We start from the raw sequence: 23,552 nt of genomic DNA on the forward strand, positions 1-23,552 counted from the left end.
GAACGCACCATGTCTCGTTTGGTTTTGATCTCGAATAAACAGTGTGACAGCAAGGATCTGGCCTGCGCCACCCAGGCCTTATCGCCTGACACCACCAGTGATGACAGTCAAGGGTTGTGGCTGGGCTGGAACGGCGACGTGCAAAATTTTGGCGCAGCAACGCGCCGCCCGATCAGCTATCAGCACCGCAGCGGCTATGAACAGGTGACCTTTCCGCTGTCTACCGAGGAGTTTCACTTTCACTATCAGGGCTACTATCACGATGGCCTGTGGCCGGTGTTCCACAACCGCCCGGAGAAAGCGCATTTCACGCCGGAGAACTACTGCGCGTACCGACAACTCAACCAGCATTTCGCCGATATAGCCTGCGAATATGTGTGCCCAAACGACATCATCTGCATTGATGATTACCAACTGCTGCCCTGCGGCCAGGCGCTGAAAGAACAGGGGTTGCTGAACCCCTGCGCATTTTTCTTCCATTTACCCTTCCCGTCGGCGACGTTGCTCAGGCAGATCCCCGAGCATCACGGTTTAATCGAGTCGCTGCTTTTCTATGATCTGATCGGCTTTCAGGCACTCGACGATCGCAACAACTTCCTCAATTATCTGGCCAACGACTATCCGGTAGAAATGCTGCCTGATGACCAGTGGCAGGTTAACGGGCACATCTTCACTGCTGGCATCTTCCCGGCCGGGATTAACACCCGAAAACTCTATTAATCTTTGCCTTCCGCGGCGTACTGACTTTTCGTGAAAGCCGCCTTCCATTCTGCGTATATACCGCTGAGATGAATATCAGCGGTATACCCGTCACTTATATTTAATTAATGAATACATCCGTTATAAAATGAATTTTCATCCTGTTACATATATATTATAAAAATATACGACACTCAATTGATTTCCATTAACTAAAAACCTTACCCTCTCCCTGTATTTTTCCATCAAGGGAGGGCCAATGGACGATGACATATTTAATGTCAGCCTAAGGCTATTGAGTATCTTTCAGTAATGCCCTCTACGCTGCATTCTGAAAGAAGCAGAATGCGGCAGACACTCGGTTTTTCATCGATGACATCCTACTATGCCAATGATTTAAAACTGATAAATTGCCCATCAAACGCCCCAAAAGCGGATCGTCCACGACTAAAAAAACACAATAAAAATGGCTACAGCCGTCTTTCTCTCCCAGCAATGGCGTATTCACCATGTCAAAAACCGGATTTTTGGGAAAATAAAGGGTCTGCATTATGCAAAATAACCAGGGTATATCTATTTTTAAGAAGTACTATTTAAACGACATTATCGTCATCGCCATCGGGATGTTATTTATAGCCTTCTTCATCCGAGCCTGGGGTGATATGCACAGTGGATTTAATGAGAAGAATACCCCGGCAATGAGTCTCGATGCCTGGAACCTTTTTTATTATTCGCTGAGAACCAGCATGCGTTTTATCATCGGCATGGCCTGGTCATTACTGTTTTCTATCGTCTTTGCGGTACTGGCAGCCCGCTATGTCCCCCTCCGCCGGGTGATCCTGCCCTTCGTCAACTTTATGGAGTCAGTCCCCCTGGTGGGTTTCTTAACCTTCACCACGGTGTATTTCCTCAATCTCTATCCGCACAGCGTAATGGGATTGGAATGTACCGCCATCTTTGCGGTATTCACCGGCCAGGCCTGGAACATGATGTTAACGCTGTATCAGACATTACGCATCATTCCGCATGAGTTGGATGAGGCCGCACGCAGCTTTAATTACAACCCATGGCAGCGCTTCTGGCGACTGGAGTTTATTTATTCGGTCCCAGGACTGCTATGGAATGCCATGGTCTCGCAATCCGCCGCTTGGTTTGCCTTGGTCGCGTCTGAAGCGATCCCGGTTGGCGATCGTTCTATTGCATTGCCCGGCGTAGGTTCCTATATCGCCGAGGCGCTGGCGCAACAGAACATTCAGGCCATCTTGTTTGCAGTGATCGCCTTGGCTGCCAACATTGTCGTATTGGATCAACTGATTTTCCGTCCGCTGGTACGTTATACCTCACGCTTCAAATACGAAGACGTTACCGCCACTCGGGCGGAAGGCGGCTCATGGTTTTACAACTGCCTGACTTTCTCTTATGTCGGAGCGGCATTCAGCGGAACGCTGCGTGTGCTGGCAGATCTCTGGCTGTTCAAATTACCGCGGGTTTGGTACGCGCTGGGTTTACATCATCTGTTTCGTATTGTCGCCAAAGGCAATTGGCTGTGGCGCAGTCTCTGGTATCTCGCGGTGGTGATGGCTTGCGTTTGGTTTGGCTATCAACTGTGGGAATACTTCCCTAAACAGTATTTCAGCATGCTGCCAGAGTGGATGCTGTTGACCACGGCCCGCGTCGTGACGGCCATGCTGTTAAGCATCGTCATTTTCACACCGCTGGGGGTGTGGATCGGCATGAATCCACGACGGGTGAAGTTCTTTCAACCGATCATCCAGATCCTGGCGGCCATCCCGCCCAATATTTTCTATCCGCTGATCGCTGCCTTCATCGCTATTTATCATCAGGATCTCGGCTGGTGGGCCATTCCCATGATCATGTTGGGCACACAGTGGTACGTGCTATTTAACGTAATAGCTGGCGTATCGGCCATCCCTACGCAGATTACCGAAGTCAGCAAAACCTTTCGCCTACGAAACGTCAACTGGTGGCGTTATTACATGCTGCCGGCGATTTTCCCCTACATCGTAACAGGCATCATTTCCGCCGCCGGTGGCGCCTGGAACAGTGCGATTGCTGCTGAGGTGATTCAGTGGGGTAGCACCACCCTCAGTACGACCGGTTTGGGCGCATTCATTTCTGTGGTGACTGATGCAGGCAAAAACCCAGAATCCGCATTGGGTTGTACCGCCATGATCGCGCTGGTGGCGCTGTGCATCATTTTCGTCTGGCAGCCACTGTACCGACTGGCAGAAACCAAATTCAAATACGATTGATGAGGTAAGACATGGAAACTCAAAACGTTATTCTCCAGGCTACGCAGGTGACTAAAACCTTCATCGGTGAAAATGGCCGGCCAAAAACCGTGTTGAAGAAGGTTAACCTGACCGTTCATGAGGGAGAGTTTGTCACTATCCTGGGCCAGTCCGGCTCGGGGAAATCCACCCTGCTGCGCATATTGGCCGGGTTACTCTTCCCCGACAGTGGAACACTCAGCCTGGAAAACGTCCCTCTCAAAGGCCCGGATGAAAGTATCAGTATGGTATTTCAATCATATGCACTTTATCCCTGGCTAACCGTTTACGACAACATCGCTTTTGGCCTACTGGCACAGAGTTTGCCCCCACAAGCGATCGCTGAAAAAATCGGAGGACTGCTGAAGTTGATTGGCCTGACAGGCTATGAACAAGCCAGGCCACGTGAATTGTCCGGCGGTATGCGCCAACGCGTCGGCTTTGCCCGGGCATTGGCCGTGGAGCCCAAAGTATTGTTGCTGGATGAGCCATTCTCTTCTCTCGACATTTTTACCGCGCTTAAACTGCGTCAGGATCTCATGGCGCTGTGGATAGCAAAAAGAATCAGCACCCGCGCCATGGTGATGGTGACGCATGACGTTGAAGAAGCGGTGATGATGTCCAACCGGGTGATCATCCTGGATGCATCCCGTCGACAAATAGCCGATCAATTCACCATCACTGTCCCGCCCCCACAGCGCAATCGGCAAAATATGCGTCTTATTACTGAAGAGATTACGGACTGCCTGTATAAAAAAATCGCGGTATCGCAAGCGTCATCGTAATCCGCCATGTTTATCACTGGCTCAGGATGGGATGATGTACCTACGCTGAGGCTTTGCAATTACTCGTAAACAAGCATGAGGGGGAACACATCAAATCGGTTCCCCATAATAATCCTGAATAACGCTGCCATTATTATTTCCAATTCCGTTTACCTACGGTTTATATTTCAAATAATTGATGGCAATATTCATTTATGAACCAATCTGGTTTACATCCCGTTTAAACAAAACAGGTTCCCTCTCATGCATTAATATTAAATTACATTTTGACTAGACAAAACGACTTCGCACCGTTGAACAATGCACGCTATTACGGTTATTATCCTCCCATGAAAAATAACGAGGAAATTATATGGACGGCGACGGTTCGTTGTTTAATGGTTTGTTGAATTTGCTGAAGGACCAGGAGCAATAGTCATCATATTGCGTCCTGAAAGTGTCAGGATGTGAGTCCGTTACACCCCCTTTTCGCTTTTCCCTTCGGTTTTTTGCTTAAGCTTTCCTGGCTCTGCAGGATGCTTATGCCCTGTCAGCACCCCATAAAACGCCTTTTTTATTAACAGTCCGACAAGCGGTCCGGCATGTTTTCGCCTGCAATTATGGCATTCATGTTCACACCCCATTTACGGGCAATATTCTATGCACATACTTTTTAATAGATTAAAAAAGGGTATTTCATGATCAATAAAAAAAGTCTGCTAACGCTCAATAACGTCAGCAAGAGTTTTCAGCTTGCCGGAAAGAAAAGTCATTTAGTCTTGAGTGAAATAAACTTTAAGATTTACGATAATGAAATCGTCAGTATATTGGGCAAGTCCGGTTCGGGAAAATCTACCCTGTTGCGCATTATTTCCGGTCTCATCAAGCCAGATTTAGGCACCGTCATGATCGGAGAAAAAAAGGTTTCGGGGCCTAATCCACAGATCAATATGGTATTCCAGACCTTTGCCATTTTCCCTTGGCTGACCGTTGACCAAAATATCGCTTTCGGCCTGCAGGCTCAGGATCTCCCGCAGCAAGTGATCGAAACCCAGACCCTGAAAATGTTGGATCTGGTCGGCCTGACCCCCTATCGCGATGCTTACCCACGAGAACTTTCCGGCGGTATGCGCCAACGTGTGGGTTTTGCCCGTGCGCTGGCGGTAGAACCCATGTTGCTACTGTTGGATGAGCCCTTTTCTTCGCTGGATATTTTTACCGGCGAAAATCTGCGTCGCGATCTGCTGCAGATCTGGATGACTCGGCAAATAAAAACCCGCTCTATGGTGTTGGTAACTCACAGCGTAGAGGAGGCGGTGATGATGTCGGACCGCATTGTCCTGTTAGGATCTGAACCCGGCACCCTTAAAGGCTATTACCACATCAGGTTACGTCGCGAAGAGAGAACCCGCCAAGGAATGCAAGCACTGACAGAGGAAATCAGTGAGGCACTCAGCCAGCAAATCGCCAGTGCACATTAACCGGTAACCGCGGCTTGGCAGGTGTCCTGCCTGCCGTATTAACTACCTGTTTATCAAGAATTACCCCCCGATGGGTGGTTCATGATAAGCGGATAATACATTGAGTATTTATCATGCATTTCATTCATACATTACTGACGCTGTTTACTGCGTCCGGGTTAGGTGCCGTCATTGGCTACGAAAGGCAATTCCGCCAGCGCACCGCAGGGTTGCGCACCAATACCCTGGTGGCAACCAGCGCGGCAATCTTCGTACATCTGGCTATGACGATTGACGGCAGCGGCGGCGCGGTACGGGTTATTTCCTATGTGGTTTCTGGCGTTGGCTTTCTCGGCGCTGGGGCAATCATGAAAGAAGGAATGAATATCCGAGGTTTGAATACCGCAGCCACACTGTGGGGTTCCGCCGCGGTCGGTGCCTGTGCCGGCTGCGCCCTGTATGGCGATGCGCTGGCTGCCACCCTGTATGTATTGGCAGCCAATACCTTGTTGCGCCCTATCGTCAATATGGTGAATAAGCAGCCGTTCAACGACGTTAACGGTGAGTCCACCTACCAAATCTGCGTGATCGCCTTCGAACACGAACAGCGCGATGCCTTAGCCAAATTCAAAAAGGTGCTACAGGCAGAAAGTTGCTTCATCTCGCATCTGGATATTGAGCCCTTCGGTGATGACGACGTAGAAATTACCGCCACGCTGATGCCTGCTTCCGTCACCACCCTGGTGCTAGACCGGACTATCAATAAATTGCTGGGCGACAGCATGATGAAACAGGCCTACTACAGCCGCATCGCCGGCTCCGGTTAACGCAGGACAGGGTCTTTTCCTCCTTGCCATGCCTTATTCTCCGAATAGAGAGATTTACCATGAAGAATATGCCGAAATTTTCTCATCTGACTATTTTCAAAGAAATTGTTTCCTGTGGAAGTTTACTTGAAACGTCAAAAAAACTGGGCATTTCACAGCCTACGCTTAGCCGTATAATCAAAGAACTGGAAGCGAACATTGGCTCTCGCCTGCTGGAGCGCAGCAATCGCGGCGTACGCCTGACTGCGGTTGGAGAGGTCTTCTATCAAAAGATAGATCGGGTCACTAATCAACTGAGAAATGCGATTGATGAACTGCGGGGAATGAGCAGCTCGGGGGAGAAATACCTGCGGTTGGGTATGAGCATTGACCCCTTGTTGTGTTATCTCGGGGAGGCGATCGACAGCTTTAACCAACGCTACCCTCACACCAGAGTGACCCTGGTTGAAGACTCGCCAGAGGGGCTGATTGCTAAACTCAGAAACAGCGAGCTGGATTTGGTGCTATGCAGCCTGAGCAACAACACGACCTGCGCAGACTTGGCCATGCAGGCGCTCACCCGCGAGCATTTCTCCCTCTATCAAAACGGGGATAAAGCGACGGCCACGCTACCGCTAGCCGAAGCCAAATGGGTGGTACCGCGTTCATGTTCAGTAGGCCACGCCACCATTAAGGACATCGCCAGCCAGTACACACCGAACGGGAACATCGTGGAGACCGATTCCTTTTTGGCTACCTGGTGTCTGGTCAAACAACAGGGCTATCTTGCACTGCTAAGCGACCGGGTTGTCGCGCAATATGCGCCACAGTTGAACCTGAAAAAGATGCCCGCGGAAGAGATCGACATCAGTGCACAATTTTATATCTTCACCCGCAATGAGCCGGTAATGTCCCCACTCAGTACCGCATTCATCGATATCCTGCAGGCCATACAACCCGCCTGAAAGACTCAGCCCACTGACGCTCCGTGTTCATCTCGTTGTCGTCGGTGGCGCCCAACCGCTCACCCCTGTTTTTTGACCGCTTACCGCCCCTATAGCACCGCTGACTGAAATTCGCATGTCTTCCCCAGCCCCAACCCGCAATGATGAGCTGTTCCTAAACTCGTCATACTTCAAGTTGCATCATTGTTGGCTACGATGCTCACCCGAATCACTTACTTATGTAAGCTCATCGGGCCTCACTCCCTTGCCGCCTCGATGCCACTCGAATTATTTAGAGTTCATACCCGACCGTTATTCGCACCCAGGCCGCGTGCCTGAAACATCTTATAAGCGGATTAACTCACTCATTTTTTTGCAGATTTTAACTAAGGACATCTCAATGAACCGAGAGGGGATTTTAAAACACATACCCTGGATGCTGCTGGGGATACTCGGCGCGTCCTGCCTGGGCGTAGTTGCACTGCGCCGCGGCGAACACATCAGCGCCTTGTGGATCATCGTCGCTTCGGTGGCGGTGTATCTGGTGGCATACCGTTATTACAGCCTGTACATCGCCACCAAGGTGATGAAGCTGGACGCCTTCCGTGCGACGCCGGCCGTGGTCAACAACGACGGCCTGAACTACGTCCCGACCAACAAGAACGTGCTGTTCGGCCACCACTTCGCCGCCATTGCCGGTGCCGGCCCGCTGGTCGGCCCGGTGCTCGCTGCGCAGGTCGGCTACCTGCCCGGCACGCTATGGCTGCTGGGTGGCGTGGTGCTGGCGGGGGCGGTACAGGACTTTATGGTGCTGTTCATCTCCTCACGCCGCAACGGCGCATCGCTCGGTGAGATCATCAAAAAGGAAATGGGCCCGGTGCCGGGCACCATCGCGCTGTTTGGCTGCTTCCTGATTATGATCATCATCCTGGCGGTGCTGGCCCTGATCGTGGTGAAAGCGCTGGCGGAAAGCCCATGGGGCGTGTTCACCGTCTGCGCCACCGTGCCAATTGCCCTGTTTATGGGCGTCTATATGCGCTTCCTGCGCCCGGGTCGGGTGGGTGAAGTGTCGGTCATTGGTATCGTGCTGCTGGTGGCATCCATCTGGTTCGGCGGCGTCATCGCCCATGACCCGTACTGGGGCCCGGCGCTGACCTTTAAAGACACCACCATCACCTTTACGCTGATTGGTTATGCGTTCGTTTCCGCCCTGCTGCCGGTATGGCTGATCCTGGCACCGCGCGACTATCTGGCGACCTTCCTGAAAATTGGCGTGATCGTCGGGCTGGCGATTGGCATCGTGATCCTCAACCCTGAGCTGAAAATGCCGGCGGTGACCCAGTTTATCGACGGCACTGGCCCGGTGTGGAAAGGCTCGGTGTTCCCGTTCCTGTTCATTACCATCGCCTGTGGCGCCGTGTCCGGCTTCCATGCGCTGATCGCCTCCGGCACCACGCCAAAGCTGTTGGCCAATGAGAAAGACGCACGCTTTATCGGTTACGGCGCGATGCTGATGGAGTCCTTCGTTGCCATCATGGCATTGGTCGCCGCTTCCATCATCGAACCTGGCCTGTACTTCGCCATGAACACCCCACCGGCAGCACTGGGCATCACCATGCCAGACCTGCACCGTTTGGGGACCGAAGATGCGCCGATGATCATGGCGTCACTGCGTGATGTGAGTGCCCATGCGGCAGCGACCGTCAGTTCCTGGGGCTTTGTCATCAGCCCGGAACAGATCCTGCAGACCGCCAAAGACATTGGCGAACCTTCCATACTGAACCGCGCCGGTGGCGCGCCAACGCTGGCAGTAGGTATCGCCCACGTGTTCCACCAGATCATCCCTGGTGCCAACATGGGCTTCTGGTACCACTTCGGTATTCTGTTTGAAGCGCTGTTCATCCTGACCGCACTGGACGCAGGTACCCGTTCCGGCCGCTTTATGCTGCAGGACTTGCTGGGCAACTTTGCGCCATTCCTGAAAAAAACCGACTCACTGGTGGCCGGGATTGTCGGCACCGCGGGCTGCGTCGGCCTGTGGGGTTACCTGCTGTATCAAGGGGTGGTCGATCCGCTCGGCGGCGTGAAGAGCCTGTGGCCGCTGTTCGGCATCTCCAACCAGATGTTGGCTGCCGTCGCCTTGGTGCTGGGCACCGTAGTGTTGATTAAGATGAAGCGCACCCAATACATCTGGGTCACCGTGCTACCGGCGGTGTGGCTGCTGATTTGTACCACCTACGCGCTGGGCCTGAAGCTGTTCAGCGACAACCCGCAGCTGGAAGGTTTCTTCTTCCAAGCCGGTGAGTACAAGCGCAAAATCGCCGAAGGCGGTGCCGAGCTGACCGCCCAGCAGGTGGCAAACATGAACCATATCGTGGTGAACAACTACACCAACGCCGGGCTGAGCATTCTGTTCCTGCTGGTGGTGTACAGCATCATCTTCTACGGGGTGAAAACCGCCATGGCGGCGCACAAAAACCCGAACCGCAGCGACCAGGAAACGCCGTACGTGCCGGTGCCCGAAGAAACGCCCTCCCACGGCGTAACTGAGGGGGACGTCAAAGTTTCACCACAGCATTAATGGTGATTTAACGGATACCCTGCATATATCCTTCATCTTTCAAGTCGCAGGGGTGTTGGCTGCCTTCGCTCACCCCAGTCACTTGGTAGACCAAGCTCCTGGGGCTTCGCTCAGTTGCCGCCTACCTGCAACTTGAAATCTATTGGATATAATGAGATCTATACCTTAAATACGTAGAGTTGCCTCGCGGCGGCAAGCCGGTGAGTCTGCGTAGTCAACAAAGAGGCAGCTTCAAGTATGGCGGGTCTATTATGCAGGGTATTTTCATCAACGAGGGAAAGGAATTATGTTCGGTAATCTCGGCCAAGCGGGGAAATATCTCGGGCAGGCGGCGCGCATGTTGGTCGGCGTGCCTGACTACGATACCTACGTCCAGCATATGAAAGACAACCACCCGGACAAGCCGGTGATGACCTATAAAGAGTTTTTCCGCGAACGCCAGCAGGCCCGCTACGGTGGGGACGGTAAAGGCGGTATGCGCTGTTGTTAGTTAAAAGGATCCGCAATGAAACCCATCGCAGTCACCATTCTGACCGGCTTTTTGGGTGCCGGTAAAACCACCCTGCTCCGCCATATTCTCAACGCCGAACACGGCTACAAGATTGCCGTGATTGAAAACGAGTTCGGCGAAGTGCCGATCGACAACGCCTTGATTGGCGATCGCGCCAGCCGCATCACTACCCTGAGCAACGGCTGCATCTGCTGCAGCAAATCCAACGAGCTGGCAGACGCACTGCTCGACTTGCTGGACGGCGTAGACAGCGGCCAACTGGAGTTCGATCGGCTGATCATTGAATGCACCGGTATGGCCGACCCCGGCCCGATCACCCAGACCTTTTTCTCACATGAGATCCTCTGCGAACGCTTCCTGCTCGACGGCATCATCACGCTGGTGGACGCCGCACATGCCGATCAACAACTCAGCCAGTTCAGCATCGCACAGGCGCAGGTGGGCTACGCCGACCGCATTCTGCTGACCAAAACCGACGTGGCACCGGACTGCGAAGCGCTGATACAACGCCTACAGCAGATGAATGCCCGCGCACCGGTGTATAAAGTGACGCACGGCGATATCGATCTTGGCGTATTGTTCGACATCGAAGGCTTTGTGCTGAACGACAAGCTGACCCTGACGCCGCCTGCCCCGCTGTTCCGCCGCATCCCGCAGGCGCAGAACAACATTACGTCGATTGTGGTGTACCACGAGCAACCGCTGGAACTGATGCAGATATCCGAAGTGATGGAGGGCCTGCTGCTGGAATACGCCGACAGCCTGCTGCGTTATAAGGGGATTTTGTCGATCAAGGACGAGCCGCGCCGCCTACTGTTCCAGGGCGTGCAACGGCTGTATAACGCCGACTGGGACCGCGAGTGGCTGCCAGAGGAAGAGCGCCGCAGCACCCTGGTGTTTATCGGTGTGGATTTGCCGGAGGAGACGATCCGCCAGCGGTTTGCCGACCTGACATAACCTTAAGTTCATCAGGCTGCGCCTTTGCTCGCGCAGCCCATTTCTGCCCCTTACCCCTTCTGAAAATACGGCCCCGCCGCTACAGAATCCCGCAGGATCAGGCTCGCCGGGAAGGCCGGGCGTTTGCTCAGCTCGCCGCCATCCAGCATCGACACCAGCCGATTGATGGTTTCCTTGATCATGTCGGTCACCGGCATTTTCATGCTGGAGAGCGAGGGAATGGTATAAGGTGCCAGCGGGATGTCATCAAAACCTATCACCGACACAGCGGACGGCACCGGGATTTGGCATTCGGTTAAGCGCTTAATCGCGCCGATGGCCATCTCGTCGTTGCTGGCAACAATGGCGCTGAACGTGCAGCCGCTAGCCAGCAGCGCATCGACCGCCGCCATGCCGCTTTGCGCATTCCACTTGCCTTCGACAATCAGAGCGCTATCGACCGCGATACCCCGCTCCGCCAACGCGGCTTTATAGCCGGAAAGCCGCTCCAGCCCGGTAGGTGAATCCAGCGAACCGGTGATAAAGGCAATATCGCGGTGCCCCTGTTCGATCAGGTGCCTGACCGCCGTCGCGCTGGTGGCGTGCTGATCGCTGAAGATGCAGTAGCTGTCGTTCAGCCTTAACCGGCGATTGATGACCAGAATCGGCTGTTTATGCTGGGAAATGATCGCGTCCATCTCCGCAATCGACAGAAAGCGCGGGTAGATGATCACGCCGTCACAGCGCAAATCCAGCAGGAATTGAATGGCGGCCTTTTCCTCTTCGGCGGTGTGCTTGCCGTCCGCCAGGATCAGTTGGCGGCCGTGCTCTTCCATAATGCGCGCCGACTGAAACATCAGCTCGCTGAAGTAGTTGCCACTGTACAGCGTGTTGGTGACCACCAGCCCGATGGTCTGGGTAGTTTTGGTGGCGAGATTGCGCGCCAACAGGTTGGGCCGGTAGCCGGTCTCGGCAATGGCTTTCTCTACCTGTTCGCGCTTTTCCGGGCCGACATAGCCGCTGCCGGACAGCACGCGGGACACCGTCGCTTTCGACACGCCCGCCCTTTTAGCCACCTCAAGTATTGTTGCCATCTCTGCGCCGTCAAAATCCAGGGTTCAGCGCAGTCTACCCAAGACGCCCCCCGTTTGAAATCTTTTCACGCCTGCCGCTGCCGTCCCCTTCGGCCTTAAAGTGACCAGGTTCACGAAACGAAAAACCCAAAAATCATAATTCTTGCCAGATCAAAAACAGATCAGCATGATTTTGTGAAACCGGTTTCTTGTGGGCGTTTCATTGAGATGGAACGGCGGATCGCCCAGGCAGTAAAAGTGAGCCTTTGGGCAATCCGAATTCATATCTGAAGAGACGACAACCTTATGCCGAAGAACTACGCAGAGATCTCACCCGCCATCGTGAATGCGTTGGGCGGTCTCAGCAACATCGACGCCGTTACGCACTGCATGACCCGCTTGCGATTCGTGGTGAAAGACAAGGCACTGATCGACACGCCAAAGCTCAAAGCGATTAGCGGCGTGATGGGCGTGGTGCACAGCGGCGAGCAGTGCCAGGTGATCATCGGTAATGAGGTGTCAAAAGCCTACCAGGCGGTGCTGGCGCTCGGCCTACCGGGTAACGCCCCCGCCGCCGTGCCGGCAAAGCGCAAAATCACCCTGAAAGGCATCGGCGCCGGCATTCTCGACGCGCTGGTGGGCACCATGTCGCCGTTGATCCCCGCCATTATCGGCGGTTCGATGGTGAAACTGCTGGCAATGATGCTGGATATGGCCGGGGTGTTCGACAAAGGCTCGTCGACCCTGATCATCCTCAACGTGATTGGCGATGGGGCGTTCTTCTTCCTGCCGGTGATGGTCGCCGCCTCTGCGGCGCTGAAATTCAAAACCAACATGTCGCTGGCGATCGCCATTGCCGGGGTGCTGCTGCACCCTAACTTTATCGACCTGATGGCCAAGGCGGCGCAGGGCCAGGCGGTGGAGTTCGCTTACATTCCGGTGACGGCGGTGAAATACACCTACACGGTGATCCCCGCGCTGGTGATGACCTGGATTTTGTCGTACATCGAGCGCTGGGTAGACCGCATCACCCCGGCGGTGACCAAAAACTTCCTTAAGCCGATGCTGATTGTGCTGATCGCCGCGCCGATCGCGATTGTGTTGATTGGCCCGCTCGGCATCTGGATCGGCAGCGGTATTTCGGCGCTGGTGTACACCGTGCACGGCTATTTGGGCTGGCTTTCCGTCGCCATTATGGGGGCGATCTGGCCGCTGCTGGTGATGACCGGCATGCACCGCGTCTTCACCCCGACCATTATTCAGACCATCGCCGAGACCGGCAAAGAGGGCATGGTGATGCCGTCAGAGATTGGCGCCAACCTGTCGCTCGGCGGTTCTTCGCTAGCCGTGGCGTTCAAAACCAAGAACCGCGAACTGCGCCAGACCGCCTTGGCCGCCGCCGCCTCCGCCATTGTGGCGGGCATTTCCGAACCGGCGCTGTACGGCGTGGCGGTGCGGCTTAAACGCCCGCTGATCGCCAGCCTGATCAGCGGCTTTGTCTGCGGTGCCGTCGCCGGTATCGGCGGGCTGGCCAGCCATTCGATGGCGTCGCCCGGCCTGTTCACCAGCGTGCAGTTCTTTGACCCGACGAACCCGATGAGCATTGTCTGGGTCGGCGGCGTAATGGTGCTTTCCGTGGTGCTGTCGTTCGTGCTCACGCTGCTGTTGGGCTTTGAAGACATTCCGGAAAGCGAAGCCTCGCCAACGGCGGCCACTGCGCCTGCGGCGAATACCGCTAACGTTGTCCATTAACGCACTATTTTTATACCCTAAATAATTGGAGTTGCATCACGGCGGCAAGGCCGTACATCCCCAGGAGCTTAGTCAACTAAGTGACTGGGGTGTGCGACAAATCTGTCAGGAACAGATTTGAACGCTGTTTGCAGCGGCCCCGAAGGGGCAAGAGCCACGGATGGGTCTTGTAACGCAGCCAACACAGAGGCAGCTTCAAGTATGACGGGTAATTGAGGATTACATGTCTGATTCAACATTCCCGCAAGGGTTCTTATGGGGCGGCGCCCTGGCCGCCAACCAGTCGGAGGGGGGTTATCGCGAGGGCGGCAAAGGGCTGACCACGGTTGACATGATCCCGCATGGCCCCAACCGCATGCCGGTGAAGCTGGGCCTGGAGAAGCGCTTTAGCCTGCGCGAAGACGAGTTTTACCCCAGCCACGACGCCATTGATTTTTACCATCGCTACCGCGACGACATTGCGCTGATGGCGGAGATGGGCTTCACCGTGTTCCGCACCTCCATCGCCTGGAGCCGGATTTACCCGAACGGCGACGAGCTGACGCCTAACCCGGAGGGCATCGCCTTCTACCGCAGCCTGTTCGAAGAATGCCGTAAATACGGCATCGAGCCGCTGGTGACGCTGTGCCATTTCGACGTGCCGATGCACCTGGTGACCGAATACGGCTCCTGGCGCAGCCGCAAAATGGTGGAATTTTTCACCCGCTATGCCCGCACCTGCTTTGAAGCCTTCGACGGGCTGGTGAAGTATTGGCTCACCTTCAACGAGATCAACATTGTGCTGCACAGCCCGTTTTCCGGGGCAGGATTGGTGTTTGAAGCAGGCGAGAACCCGGAGCAGGTAAAATACCAGGCCATACACCACGAACTGGTGGCCAGCGCCCTGGCGACGCGCATTGCGCATGAAGTGAACCCTGCCAACCAAGTGGGCTGCATGCTGGCCGGCGGCAATTTCTACCCCTGGTCCAGCAAGCCGGAAGACGTGTGGGCCGCGCTGGAGAAAGACCGTGAGAACCTGTTCTTTATCGACGTGCAGGCCCGTGGTGCCTACCCTGCTTACTCTGCCCGGGTGTTCCGCGAGAAAGGCGTGAGCATCGTAATGGAGGAAGGCGATGCCGAGATCCTGAAGAACACCGTCGATTTTGTCTCCTTCAGCTATTACGCCTCGCGCTGCGCGTCTGCCGACATGAACGACAGCAACAGCAGCGCCGCCAACGTGGTGAAATCCCTGACCAACCCGCATATCCCGCGCAGCGACTGGGGATGGGGCATCGACCCACTGGGTTTGCGCATCACCATGAACATGATGTACGACCGTTACCAAAAGCCGCTGTTCCTAGTGGAAAACGGCCTGGGCGCCCACGACGAGTTCAATGCCGACGACGAGATAGTGGACGATTACCGCATCAGCTACCTGCGGGAACACATCCGTGCCATGGCCGACGCCATCGCCGACGGCGTGCCGGTGATCGGCTACACCACCTGGGGCTGCATTGACCTGGTGGCGGCCTCGACCGGGGAAATGAGCAAGCGCTACGGCTTTGTTTACGTCGACCGCGACGACAGCGGCAACGGCACCCTTGCCCGCACTCGGAAGAAATCCTTCTGGTGGTACAAGAAGGTGATTGCCAGTAATGGGGCGGATTTGGGGTGATGGGTTTAGCGGCGACAAGGGCCGCTAAAGGCTATTGTTGCGAGTTGCATTCCAGATTGAGTAGTAAGCCCCTGTAATTCTATACAGGCTATTTTTTCGCCTTTTTGTCAGCGCTATAGTCTCCTGGCTGCGGCACAATCCGCAGCCGGAGTTAGCGTTCCGAACATACACTGAGCAGCATTATGTATATAATGCTGGGGCCTTGAACATCCAGAATTATGGTGGCCCAGGCGGAGGCTTCGCAAGAAGCGCCGGTTTCCTTAGTGTCCGGTAACGCTAACTCCGTTTGGGCTACCACCATGGGTTTAGCGTCTCACGTGGTAGCAACGCACCACACTAAGGAGAACGGCCACATGGAAAACATTTCCACCTCACAATCCGCCACAAACACCCTCACCCTCTACCGCCAACTGTTCAACCAACTCGATCTCAGCACCTTAGATGCAACACAGCTCCTAGACTTAGCCGCCCTCTCAGCCGAACAGGCAGAAGGGTTATGCCACGGCCTGATGCTGTTCGGCGATCTGCTGCAAAAGAACCCGCAAACCGACGACACCCAGTGGGAACAGCTAAATCACTACCTCAACGCAACAGCTCACTTAGTACCGGCACTGTGCAACCTCTATGGCCGTGCACTGCGCGAGATGGAGTGCCAGAGCTGATAAGTTGAAATAAAAACCAAAACAAATAATAAGAACGGTATTAGTTTTGTACCGTTCTTATCACTCCGGTAAATCTCATAGATCTGACTGACATATCACGATAAACACATTCACGAAGGTAGGCATTTCCCCCGTGGCCTGGCATAGTTAACGCATTCGATAAATCGATGAGTTAACTGCTGGATAATGACGCATGGCCGCTGGCAGTACGCAAACGCATTGATCAGAATCCGTTCTGCAATGAGGGGAATGTTTTGGCTATAAAGATCGCAATGTTATCTTCGAAAGCGGCTGTTTTAAAAGCCATCGAAGAATATAACAACCAAGGTTATGATGATTTCCTTAAGAAAAATAAAATTGAAAAAATAAGAACACACAAGGTCCGTTATAATAAATCCCTATACGACATTAATGGGATAGCCACCGCAGCTTATATTCTCCAAATTGGCGAACCTTCAGATAAAGTAAAATTCAGTGTTAATCTAGAAACCGTCATCCAAGAGTTAAAAAAACTTGGCCTCGAGGTAATTGAAACGCCGCATCCTCTGGAGAAATTAGAGAAAGGTGAACTTTACAAACGTAAAGACCTCCACGACCTCTACGGCGGGCAAGAGCAAGGCGGAATATCGACACCCAAAGAATTCCCCGTGATCTTCATTTTCACCGGAGAGGCTGGCGAAACGCATGGGTACAAAGACGGATGGTCTAACGACGACCACTTCTCCTACACGGGAGAGGGGCAGAAAGGTGACATGGCGTTTACCAACGGTAATAAACATATCCGAGACCATAAAGATAATGGTAGGGATATACTTTTATTTGAATATAATAAAAAACGTACGGGCGTAAAATTTATTGGATTGTTTGAGTGCGATTCATGGAATTACACCCAATGTCTAGATACCGAAAAAAAAATGAGGCAAGGGATAGTTTTTAATTTATTCCGAGTATCTTCTGCTCAAGACGTAGACAATGACACCACTACATCAGAAGTAGACCAAAAGAAAGAAACGCTCGAGCAGCTACGCGCCAAGGCCATAAAATCATCCATGATGACGAGCCGGCGCAAAGAGAGCGATAGCAAACAATCTTGGTTCGAACGCAGCGAAGACGTGAAAAAATACGTACTTCAACGCGCCAATGGCATCTGTGAATCCTGCGAGCAGCCAGCCCCCTTCCAGAAAAAGAATGGCGATCCTTATCTAGAACCCCACCACACAAAACGCCTCGCCGATGAAGGCCCCGACCACCCTCAGTGGGTTGGTGCTATCTGCCCTACCTGCCACCGTCGGATACACAGTGGGGCTGACGGAAAAGCGCTGAACCAGACTTTGATGGTGAAGTTGGAGCTGAAAGAAGCGAGTTTTAAATAGCTATCGTTTAAAAACTATCCGTGTAGGAATACTTCGAGGGTGGTGTTTAAAGAGAGGGGTCTAGACAAAAGGACTGTCTTTTCCCCACATCATCCTCTGCCCACGCTTTGCGGTGATCCGATAAGGTACCACCCATAACCGCAATGTCTTTGAGAATGCAAAGTGCTGCGGTATCGGATGGTTGAAGTCATCGTGTGCTGGGTAGATCAAATACATGTCACCGTCGCCACCAAGATATTTTTGGCCGTATGCAAACATTTGATAAAAATCAGATTGTGCGATGCCATAGAGAGATTGTTCCTGAGAGTTGTTATTAATCAACTTCCATTTAGTATCCAGCACCATCTTAGTTTTTACCGGGTGGCGTGACTGAATCAACAAATCTGGGCGCAGCTTAAAGCAATCCCTCTCACCATGTTTAACCAATGAGTAGCTCGCAGCCTGCAGCTTTAATTTGAAGCCGTGTGGGAGTTCATCAGTAAGAGTCTGTGCGACAAAAGATTCAAACACCGCCTCCATAGGGAACAACAGCGATAAGGCTTTAGCATCCCCTTGCAAAGCACTCGGGCTCATTCCGTGCAAAATCAATTGCGCCCATGCAAGCGGCTCATGGTAATGAGCCATACCGCGATCCAGGCGCAGGCTCGATATATCCCCATCAATATCTCGGCTAAACGGAACGCCATCAAAAGCAAAGCGCATTTCCTGCAGCCAGCGCTGATTCTCTGATGACAGACTAAGACCGCCTAGTTTATGAAGTGCTGAGTGTAAGAGCCTATTGGCGACAAAGTCGGGCAAGTAGTCATCGTAATCGACACAGAATTTATGACGATCCACAACGTTATGTCGCAACTGAGCGGAAAGCATCAGTTTGCCTTTCATGAAGGGTAAATTACCCTGTTCATTCACATAGTCTGAGCGCAGACCCTGTTTAAGCAGTTGGCTAACGCTGTGCAAAAACTGGTTGATGAAAATCTCCAGTAAAGGCATTCGTTGTGCATGAACGGCAGCCTGCTGGGTTTGGATATGCCTAAACCCTGACAAATGGCTCAGCATAGTCAGCAATGTTGCTCGTGCATGCCCATGCGAAAGGTTTTTGCCTATCTTGGGCAGAACTTCAAGCTGCAGACCAAAGGGGGTATAAAGTATCCCGGCGTAATTTTGTACTTGCAGCAACCTGCACCCAGAGCGTGAGGTGAGTTTGAGCAGTTGGCTCCCCTTCTCGCTGGTTAAGCTAAGCGATTCTAAATAATTGAATACCTCATGAGGGAGAGGAACAGCACCGGCCGGCGTTTCTTTTTCAACACCTAACAGGTCATACTCAAAAACAGAGATCACCTCACCCATTTTGCGCAGCCTGTGTAGCAGGGACGGCCTCTTCGGGTTGATAAATTGCACGGTAAGCCTGGGGCATATTCCAGACTTCTTGCTCAAAAGCCTTAAGTTCGTAGACTGTTGATTGCTGCCCGTGACGCCGTAAACCATGGTCAGCACCAAACAGCATGTCTAGATCGTCGGTTTGCTCAATGACAAACTGTAGGCTGTCGTCTTGCTTCTGATTATCTGCCAACACCAACCGGATCTTGTTCCAATCGTCGAAGAAATATTCCTGCAATAACGGAATGATCTTTTTCTGGAATGCCGCCTTCAGCTGTTTAAACGCCTTCTCTTCATCCTTCGCATCGCAGGCTTTTTTTACCGGCATAAAGAACGCATGCCCTAACGTATGCTCGCGATCGTAAAGCGCCTCGATTCGGCTATTAAGTTTCTCTAATAACGATTCAAGCTCAATGCCTTTTACTTTGGCGCCACTGAGTAACGAGAGATCTGGCATCATCTCGACAAAATCGAAGCGTCGGCGTAATGCAGTGTCCATCAGCGCTAATGAGCGGTCTGCGGTATTCATTGCCCCAATAATATCGACGTTGCCAGGCACACTGAATGTCTGGCCGCTATAGGACAGTTGCAGGCTCATCGCATTGCTCATCCCAGCGCGCTTATCGATTTCAATCAGCGAAATCAGCTCACCGAAAATCTTTGAGATATTGCCACGGTTAATCTCATCAATAAAAATGGCATAGCGGTGTGCCGGATCGGCATTAGCCCGCTGGCATAAACGCATGAAAATGCCGGGCTCAATGGGATAAGAGATATTGCCGCCCTCATCGGCCCGAGCCCGCATCCCTTCGATAAACTCTTCGTAACCATAAGACTGATGGAAGGTAACTACGGCAAACCGCTGAATGGCCTCTGCGGTTTGCGGGCCTTGCTTTAACTCATCATAGAGTGAAACAAGATCTTCCACTTGCTCTAGCTGCGACTTAACCAGGAACCACTCACTCTCGGCCGTTTTATTAAAAATCGTAGGCTCACGACGATTTTTATATTCAACCGTGGTGGATTCCGGCACGGTAAAAGATTGCAGTGTGGCCCAAGCCGTTTGCGATAAATTACTGCTGCGACCATTCAATAAGGCTTTACGTTGGAACCACGGGTGCTCAGTCAGTTGGCGAACTTTGGCGCGTTTATTCAGATCCAACAAGACCAGCGTTATCACCTGCATCCAGTTAAGCGATTCAAGGCGGGAATCTAGCCAGGCATCATAATCGGCGGGAGCAGCCTGCGTGGTGTACTCCTTCATTTTTTGCTGCAAGATGAAGGTCTTCCCGGTTCCCGGGGGGCCAAAGTAGATCATATTGACGGGTGAATGCTGCGGTATCGCCACGCTCACCACGTCATTGCTCACCGTGACGGCGCTGCTCACCATTTTCTCTTGTTTTTGCTCGCTGTCACGCTCACGCAGCAGTTCATAGAGATGCCAGATCGCCATGTTCACATAGTAAGGATCCGCATCTGGCAGTTGCCCGTTAATCGCGCCCTTCAACTCATGGTTTTTCTGCAGCCAATCGCCAGCAAGCGTCAGGCCAAGCGAAAATTGCTCATTTATAAACATCGCGGCTTTGGTAAACGCATTCTCGTCTACCGTGCTGGTGCAAGTTTCTGGGGTAAAAGCCGCAAAGACACGATTCCTCAAGCTCCAATACATCCGCTTGAGCTGCCCAGTCTCTTTGGCTTGCTGCAAGGCGGCTTCTACATATTGGTAAGTTTGTTCGTCGGGTTGACGATGAATACGCTCGGTCAGTTCTCTGAGTAGCGGCAGGCTTTGTTGGAACTCAGCCAACGACGGAACACCCTGTCGGATACTGGCAATACCGTTATCACGCTCATACCAAAGCCGTTTAACCAGATCATCCGTCTCCGGCTCCGAGAATGTCTGGGTTTGTTGAAGCAGTGCCGTAAACTCGCGGTAACGGTGATTCCATTCTGAATGGGTGTAATCTTTGTATTCGGCCAGTGAGTTAATCAATTCACTGAGAGTCAGCTTACCTGCTTCAACATCGGCAACGATATCCATCACGATAGTTCCTGTACGGTGACATTATTATTTGAAAGAAAACCGGTACTGTTACTACAAAACTACGACAGCCAAGACATTAACATCAAGGCTGCTAGCCACTGCCTAATCATTCTCAAGCGCCTTTCAGCATATCAAACACCACGCGGGCAAACCCTGGGCGAGCTCTGGGTTGGACAGATACTGCACCATCATTTCATGCTGCGCTTCATTGCTGTCCATGACCGCATCATCGATGGCTTTTGGGAAATCCCCCAGCATGGCTTGCTCACGGGTATTGTTGGCAATCTGCGTCATCACCGCTGTTCCCGCCTGACGGGTGAGTTTATATCTTCGGCAGAAGTCTCCTCGGTTTCACATCCCGGAGAGGTAAGCTCTGATGAAAACACCATTTCAATACCCAGCACATTAAACACCCTAAACAGACGTTCCAGGCTGGCTGATGTCGGGTTTGACTCCATGCGTGCATAGGTCTGCTGGGTGACGCCCAGCCTCTCAGAGACGTCTTTTTGCGTCAGACCTTTTGCCTTACGAAAACCCACCAGTAAAGGACGTAGCTGGCTTAGTGTTTTTAACGGATAGACGGTATTCATAGATAGCGGCTCGATGCCTCATCGCTGTGTACAGATTATAAGCTGTATGGTTCACATTGCACCCCGTAGGCTGTAAATGCAAAATACAGCTTATAGGGTGTTTTATCATAAATACAGCCTAAAGACTGTTAGCTTAGCTAAATTTATCCCATAAAAAATCCACGCCGGAGCGTGGATTCAATGTCATAGCCAAGGCCAGATATCACGTTATTCGAAGTGAACGGCGGGGTTATCTGCCAGTGACACGAAATTCTTCGTATTTTTATCCAGCGTGCGGATCTCGCCACTTTCAATGTCGTATACCCAGCCGTGCAGGCGCAGGCCGTTGTTGCGCAAGCCCACGGCAACAGACGGGTGAGTCTTAATGTTATTTAGCTGGGCGATGACGTTCTCTTCGACCATAGCATTAACTTTGTCGATTTCGTTATCCCAGGTTTTCTTCTCTACCACCGCTTTTGCCGCGTCCGCGTAGTGCAGCCAGTGGGCTACAGCAGGCATCGGGTCAAGGCACTGACAAGAGGCTATCGCCTTCATGGCGCCGCAGTTCGAGTGCCCGCAAATCACGATATCCGTGACGCCGAGTGCCACTACCGCGTATTCGATGGTCGCCGACACCCCGCCCGGTTCCGGGCCAAAGGAAGGAACGATGTTGCCTGCGTTACGGATAACGAAAAGCTGCCCCGGATCTTGCTGAGTCACAAGCTCGGGCACCAGGCGGCTATCAGAACACGAAATAAAAAGCGCTTTAGGGTTCTGGCTGGAGGCAAGGCTGCGGAAGAGTTCCTTACGCTGAGGGAAAATCTCTTTCTGGAAGCTGAGGAAACCTTCAATGATATGTTGCATAACACGCTCTCTGGATCGGTAGTATCGATAACATGATAATCATCACTCCCGGTTAGTCCAGCATCTCTTTGGCGGATGAGCATGAAGACACTGTGGAGCACCCTGCAAAGTAATAATGTAGAGGTGCAGCAATCCGTTGATGGATAAGTCTGGGTAAGGTAGGAAAAACTCGCGGGGCTGGATTTCAGGCACAAAAAACTACCTTTCGGTGGCTTCTGCAAAGAGTAAAAAACACATAAATGCGTTTCCCATCAGCAAGCAATACTCACTAATGAGAAGAGCGGCTCTTCATCGTTCTTCTTTTGTATGCCAGAGATCAACGATGTAAAGAGAAGCGTCGCGGAGTTCGTAGTGAACTTCGTAGTCATCGAATAATACTTTTCGAACTTCCCGAGGTTCATAGCGACTCTGCTGTACGCCAATTGCCGGGTGTGCTGTAAGAGCGGTGCTGCCAATGATCAAACGATCTAAAACGTCATCGGCATGCTGGCGGCTGTACTGAAGGGCAAAACGGTAGATACGTTCCAGGTCATCCTGAGCTTTAAGCGTCCAGTAAATTTCCATTTATCAGGTTTTCTTTAAACGATTGGCGAAATCCATCATGTCCGAATGACTCACTACACGACCGGCATCCACATCAGCAAGACCGGCCTGGATGCTCTGGTGACGCCGTTCACTTTCGGCCAGCATACGGGTCAACGCTTCCTTAATAATCCAGCTTTTAGAACGATCCAACTCTATAGCCAGATTTTCGACAGCAGCTGCCAACTCAACGGGTATCTGTGCGCTGATGGTTTGTTTAGTAAGCGAACCCATAGGGACTACCTCGTTCAATAACAGTTAATAACTCCTATTAACCTTAACATGCTCCTGCTTATAAAAACATCACCGCTCATTTTGCTGGTAGCATCTCAAGGTCGTGGTTCGCCACGATCTCGTTCATCTTCTCTACCGGATCCAGGCGTTTAAACGTGATGTGCCCACTCCCCACTTTCGGAAAATCAGGTCGTCGTCAACCATCTGCTTATGCAGGTTATCAGGAGATGTACGTTGAAGTCGGTTGACCTTGAGAGAGTTAATTTGGTGGGAAGGGGAATCCATACTGAATCGCAGGCACAAAAAAACCACCTTTCGTTGGCTTCTTGTTCACGCTGTACTAATGGTCAAGGCCGGACTCGCCAAATCAACTTAACAA

Annotated in this window: 20 protein-coding genes and 3 pseudogenes; 14 read left to right on the plus strand and 9 right to left on the minus strand. The window is 52.4% G+C overall.

From position 1 onward, the window contains the following. Positions 1–9 precede the first annotated feature (9 nt). The 9 genes from AC2FC2_RS06365 to yjiA all read left to right on the plus strand — a co-directional run bounded on the left by AC2FC2_RS06365 (position 10) and on the right by yjiA (position 11,013). A complete protein-coding gene (locus AC2FC2_RS06365) occupies positions 10–720 on the plus strand; it encodes a trehalose-6-phosphate synthase (RefSeq protein ID WP_209634729.1) in 711 nt (236 codons plus the stop codon). Between the two features lie 530 nt (positions 721–1,250). Beyond that, positions 1,251–2,972, plus strand: coding sequence for an ABC transporter permease (locus AC2FC2_RS06370; protein WP_265555853.1), 1,722 nt, complete (start codon positions 1,251–1,253; stop codon positions 2,970–2,972). A gap of 11 nt (positions 2,973–2,983) precedes the next feature. Next, positions 2,984–3,775 (plus strand): ABC transporter ATP-binding protein, encoded by a 792-nt coding sequence (locus tag AC2FC2_RS06375; RefSeq protein WP_490658966.1) that lies wholly within the window; start codon positions 2,984–2,986, stop codon positions 3,773–3,775. Between the two features lie 677 nt (positions 3,776–4,452). Next, positions 4,453–5,235 carry an ABC transporter ATP-binding protein gene (locus AC2FC2_RS06380; protein WP_490658967.1) on the plus strand — a complete coding sequence of 261 codons (783 nt, stop codon included), beginning with the start codon at positions 4,453–4,455 and terminating at the stop codon, positions 5,233–5,235. A 113-nt stretch (positions 5,236–5,348) separates the two neighbouring features. Beyond that, positions 5,349–6,041, plus strand: a complete 693-nt coding sequence (locus tag AC2FC2_RS06385; protein WP_209634702.1) for an MgtC/SapB family protein — start codon at positions 5,349–5,351, stop codon at positions 6,039–6,041. Between the two features lie 59 nt (positions 6,042–6,100). Beyond that, positions 6,101–6,985, plus strand: coding sequence for a LysR family transcriptional regulator (locus tag AC2FC2_RS06390; protein WP_490658968.1), 885 nt, complete (start codon positions 6,101–6,103; stop codon positions 6,983–6,985). A 379-nt stretch (positions 6,986–7,364) separates the two neighbouring features. Beyond that, complete coding sequence (locus AC2FC2_RS06395; RefSeq protein WP_490658969.1) at positions 7,365–9,545, plus strand: carbon starvation CstA family protein; 2,181 nt, start codon at positions 7,365–7,367, stop codon at positions 9,543–9,545. Positions 9,546–9,831: 286 nt separating this feature from the next. Further along, positions 9,832–10,035, plus strand: a complete 204-nt coding sequence (locus tag AC2FC2_RS06400) for a YbdD/YjiX family protein (RefSeq protein WP_004953088.1) — start codon at positions 9,832–9,834, stop codon at positions 10,033–10,035. Between the two features lie 15 nt (positions 10,036–10,050). After that, positions 10,051–11,013, plus strand: coding sequence for a GTPase (yjiA, locus tag AC2FC2_RS06405; RefSeq protein WP_490658970.1), 963 nt, complete (start codon positions 10,051–10,053; stop codon positions 11,011–11,013). Positions 11,014–11,063: 50 nt separating this feature from the next. Here yjiA and AC2FC2_RS06410 read toward each other — a convergent pair whose 3' ends face one another. Continuing rightward, on the minus strand, positions 11,064–12,086 hold the full coding sequence (locus AC2FC2_RS06410) for a LacI family DNA-binding transcriptional regulator (protein ID WP_490658971.1): 1,023 nt from the start codon (positions 12,084–12,086) through the stop codon (positions 11,064–11,066). A 285-nt stretch (positions 12,087–12,371) separates the two neighbouring features. On the opposite strand from AC2FC2_RS06410, the gene ascF reads away from it, so the two are divergent. The 5 genes and pseudogenes from ascF (at position 12,372) to AC2FC2_RS06435 (ending at position 17,506) form a co-directional block, all read left to right on the plus strand. Further along, a complete protein-coding gene (gene ascF / locus AC2FC2_RS06415; RefSeq protein WP_490658972.1) occupies positions 12,372–13,817 on the plus strand; it encodes a PTS cellobiose/arbutin/salicin transporter subunit IIBC in 1,446 nt (481 codons plus the stop codon). A 223-nt stretch (positions 13,818–14,040) separates the two neighbouring features. Continuing rightward, positions 14,041–15,471, plus strand: a complete 1,431-nt coding sequence (locus AC2FC2_RS06420; RefSeq protein ID WP_490658973.1) for a 6-phospho-beta-glucosidase — start codon at positions 14,041–14,043, stop codon at positions 15,469–15,471. Between the two features lie 218 nt (positions 15,472–15,689). Then, positions 15,690–15,740: pseudogene (locus AC2FC2_RS06425) on the plus strand (hypothetical protein); the annotation flags it as partial. Positions 15,741–15,824: 84 nt separating this feature from the next. Next, positions 15,825–16,133, plus strand: a complete 309-nt coding sequence (locus tag AC2FC2_RS06430) for a hypothetical protein (protein WP_490659030.1) — start codon at positions 15,825–15,827, stop codon at positions 16,131–16,133. A gap of 254 nt (positions 16,134–16,387) precedes the next feature. Next, on the plus strand, positions 16,388–17,506 hold the full coding sequence (locus AC2FC2_RS06435; RefSeq protein WP_490658974.1) for an HNH endonuclease: 1,119 nt from the start codon (positions 16,388–16,390) through the stop codon (positions 17,504–17,506). Positions 17,507–17,566: 60 nt separating this feature from the next. Here the strand turns inward: AC2FC2_RS06435 and AC2FC2_RS06440 are convergent, their stop codons facing one another. From AC2FC2_RS06440 to AC2FC2_RS06475, 8 genes and pseudogenes are all read right to left on the minus strand, one after another. Continuing rightward, the gene (locus AC2FC2_RS06440) at positions 17,567–18,853 is read right to left on the minus strand and encodes an McrC family protein (protein WP_490658975.1); all 1,287 of its coding nucleotides are present in this window, start codon (positions 18,851–18,853) and stop codon (positions 17,567–17,569) included. Continuing rightward, positions 18,846–20,921, minus strand: coding sequence for an McrB family protein (locus tag AC2FC2_RS06445; protein WP_490659031.1), 2,076 nt, complete (start codon positions 20,919–20,921; stop codon positions 18,846–18,848). Before AC2FC2_RS06445 ends, AC2FC2_RS06440 begins: the two co-directional genes overlap by 8 nt. A 115-nt stretch (positions 20,922–21,036) precedes the next feature. Continuing rightward, positions 21,037–21,263: pseudogene (locus AC2FC2_RS06450) on the minus strand (hypothetical protein); the annotation flags it as partial. Then, positions 21,218–21,514 carry a helix-turn-helix transcriptional regulator gene (locus AC2FC2_RS06455; RefSeq protein ID WP_490658976.1) on the minus strand — a complete coding sequence of 99 codons (297 nt, stop codon included), beginning with the start codon at positions 21,512–21,514 and terminating at the stop codon, positions 21,218–21,220. The gene AC2FC2_RS06455 and the pseudogene AC2FC2_RS06450, both read right to left, overlap by 46 nt. Positions 21,515–21,721: 207 nt before the next feature. Next, entirely contained in the window at positions 21,722–22,357 is a 636-nt protein-coding gene (locus AC2FC2_RS06460; RefSeq protein WP_012005022.1) for a carbonic anhydrase, read from the minus strand. Between the two features lie 288 nt (positions 22,358–22,645). Beyond that, on the minus strand, positions 22,646–22,921 hold the full coding sequence (locus tag AC2FC2_RS06465) for a type II toxin-antitoxin system RelE/ParE family toxin (protein ID WP_490658977.1): 276 nt from the start codon (positions 22,919–22,921) through the stop codon (positions 22,646–22,648). A 3-nt stretch (positions 22,922–22,924) separates the two neighbouring features. Then, the gene (locus AC2FC2_RS06470) at positions 22,925–23,173 is read right to left on the minus strand and encodes a CopG family ribbon-helix-helix protein (RefSeq protein WP_490658978.1); all 249 of its coding nucleotides are present in this window, start codon (positions 23,171–23,173) and stop codon (positions 22,925–22,927) included. Positions 23,174–23,249: 76 nt separating this feature from the next. Continuing rightward, positions 23,250–23,395, minus strand: a pseudogene (locus AC2FC2_RS06475) (DUF4942 domain-containing protein); the annotation flags it as partial. Positions 23,396–23,552: the final 157 nt, after the last annotated feature.

It is taken from the genome of Serratia sp. CoH_122_TC_1 (assembly GCF_058191755.1).

What these genes read in the sequence shown, in the direction of transcription:
- AC2FC2_RS06390 (WP_490658968.1), top strand. Translation starts at nt 6,101, where the DNA reads ATGAAGAATATGCCGAAATTTTCTCATCTGACTATTTTCAAAGAAATT.
- ascF (WP_490658972.1), top strand. Translation starts at nt 12,372, where the DNA reads ATGCCGAAGAACTACGCAGAGATCTCACCCGCCATCGTGAATGCGTTG.
- AC2FC2_RS06375 (WP_490658966.1), top strand. Translation starts at nt 2,984, where the DNA reads ATGGAAACTCAAAACGTTATTCTCCAGGCTACGCAGGTGACTAAAACC.
- AC2FC2_RS06440 (WP_490658975.1), bottom strand. Translation starts at nt 18,853, where the DNA reads ATGGGTGAGGTGATCTCTGTTTTTGAGTATGACCTGTTAGGTGTTGAA.
- AC2FC2_RS06400 (WP_004953088.1), top strand. Translation starts at nt 9,832, where the DNA reads ATGTTCGGTAATCTCGGCCAAGCGGGGAAATATCTCGGGCAGGCGGCG.
- AC2FC2_RS06420 (WP_490658973.1), top strand. Translation starts at nt 14,041, where the DNA reads ATGTCTGATTCAACATTCCCGCAAGGGTTCTTATGGGGCGGCGCCCTG.
- AC2FC2_RS06365 (WP_209634729.1), top strand. Translation starts at nt 10, where the DNA reads ATGTCTCGTTTGGTTTTGATCTCGAATAAACAGTGTGACAGCAAGGAT.
- AC2FC2_RS06430 (WP_490659030.1), top strand. Translation starts at nt 15,825, where the DNA reads ATGGAAAACATTTCCACCTCACAATCCGCCACAAACACCCTCACCCTC.
- AC2FC2_RS06385 (WP_209634702.1), top strand. Translation starts at nt 5,349, where the DNA reads ATGCATTTCATTCATACATTACTGACGCTGTTTACTGCGTCCGGGTTA.
- AC2FC2_RS06410 (WP_490658971.1), bottom strand. Translation starts at nt 12,086, where the DNA reads ATGGCAACAATACTTGAGGTGGCTAAAAGGGCGGGCGTGTCGAAAGCG.
- yjiA (WP_490658970.1), top strand. Translation starts at nt 10,051, where the DNA reads ATGAAACCCATCGCAGTCACCATTCTGACCGGCTTTTTGGGTGCCGGT.
- AC2FC2_RS06455 (WP_490658976.1), bottom strand. Translation starts at nt 21,514, where the DNA reads ATGAATACCGTCTATCCGTTAAAAACACTAAGCCAGCTACGTCCTTTA.
- AC2FC2_RS06460 (WP_012005022.1), bottom strand. Translation starts at nt 22,357, where the DNA reads ATGCAACATATCATTGAAGGTTTCCTCAGCTTCCAGAAAGAGATTTTC.
- AC2FC2_RS06465 (WP_490658977.1), bottom strand. Translation starts at nt 22,921, where the DNA reads ATGGAAATTTACTGGACGCTTAAAGCTCAGGATGACCTGGAACGTATC.
- AC2FC2_RS06370 (WP_265555853.1), top strand. Translation starts at nt 1,251, where the DNA reads ATGCAAAATAACCAGGGTATATCTATTTTTAAGAAGTACTATTTAAAC.
- AC2FC2_RS06445 (WP_490659031.1), bottom strand. Translation starts at nt 20,921, where the DNA reads ATGGATATCGTTGCCGATGTTGAAGCAGGTAAGCTGACTCTCAGTGAA.
- AC2FC2_RS06470 (WP_490658978.1), bottom strand. Translation starts at nt 23,173, where the DNA reads ATGGGTTCGCTTACTAAACAAACCATCAGCGCACAGATACCCGTTGAG.
- AC2FC2_RS06395 (WP_490658969.1), top strand. Translation starts at nt 7,365, where the DNA reads ATGAACCGAGAGGGGATTTTAAAACACATACCCTGGATGCTGCTGGGG.
- AC2FC2_RS06380 (WP_490658967.1), top strand. Translation starts at nt 4,453, where the DNA reads ATGATCAATAAAAAAAGTCTGCTAACGCTCAATAACGTCAGCAAGAGT.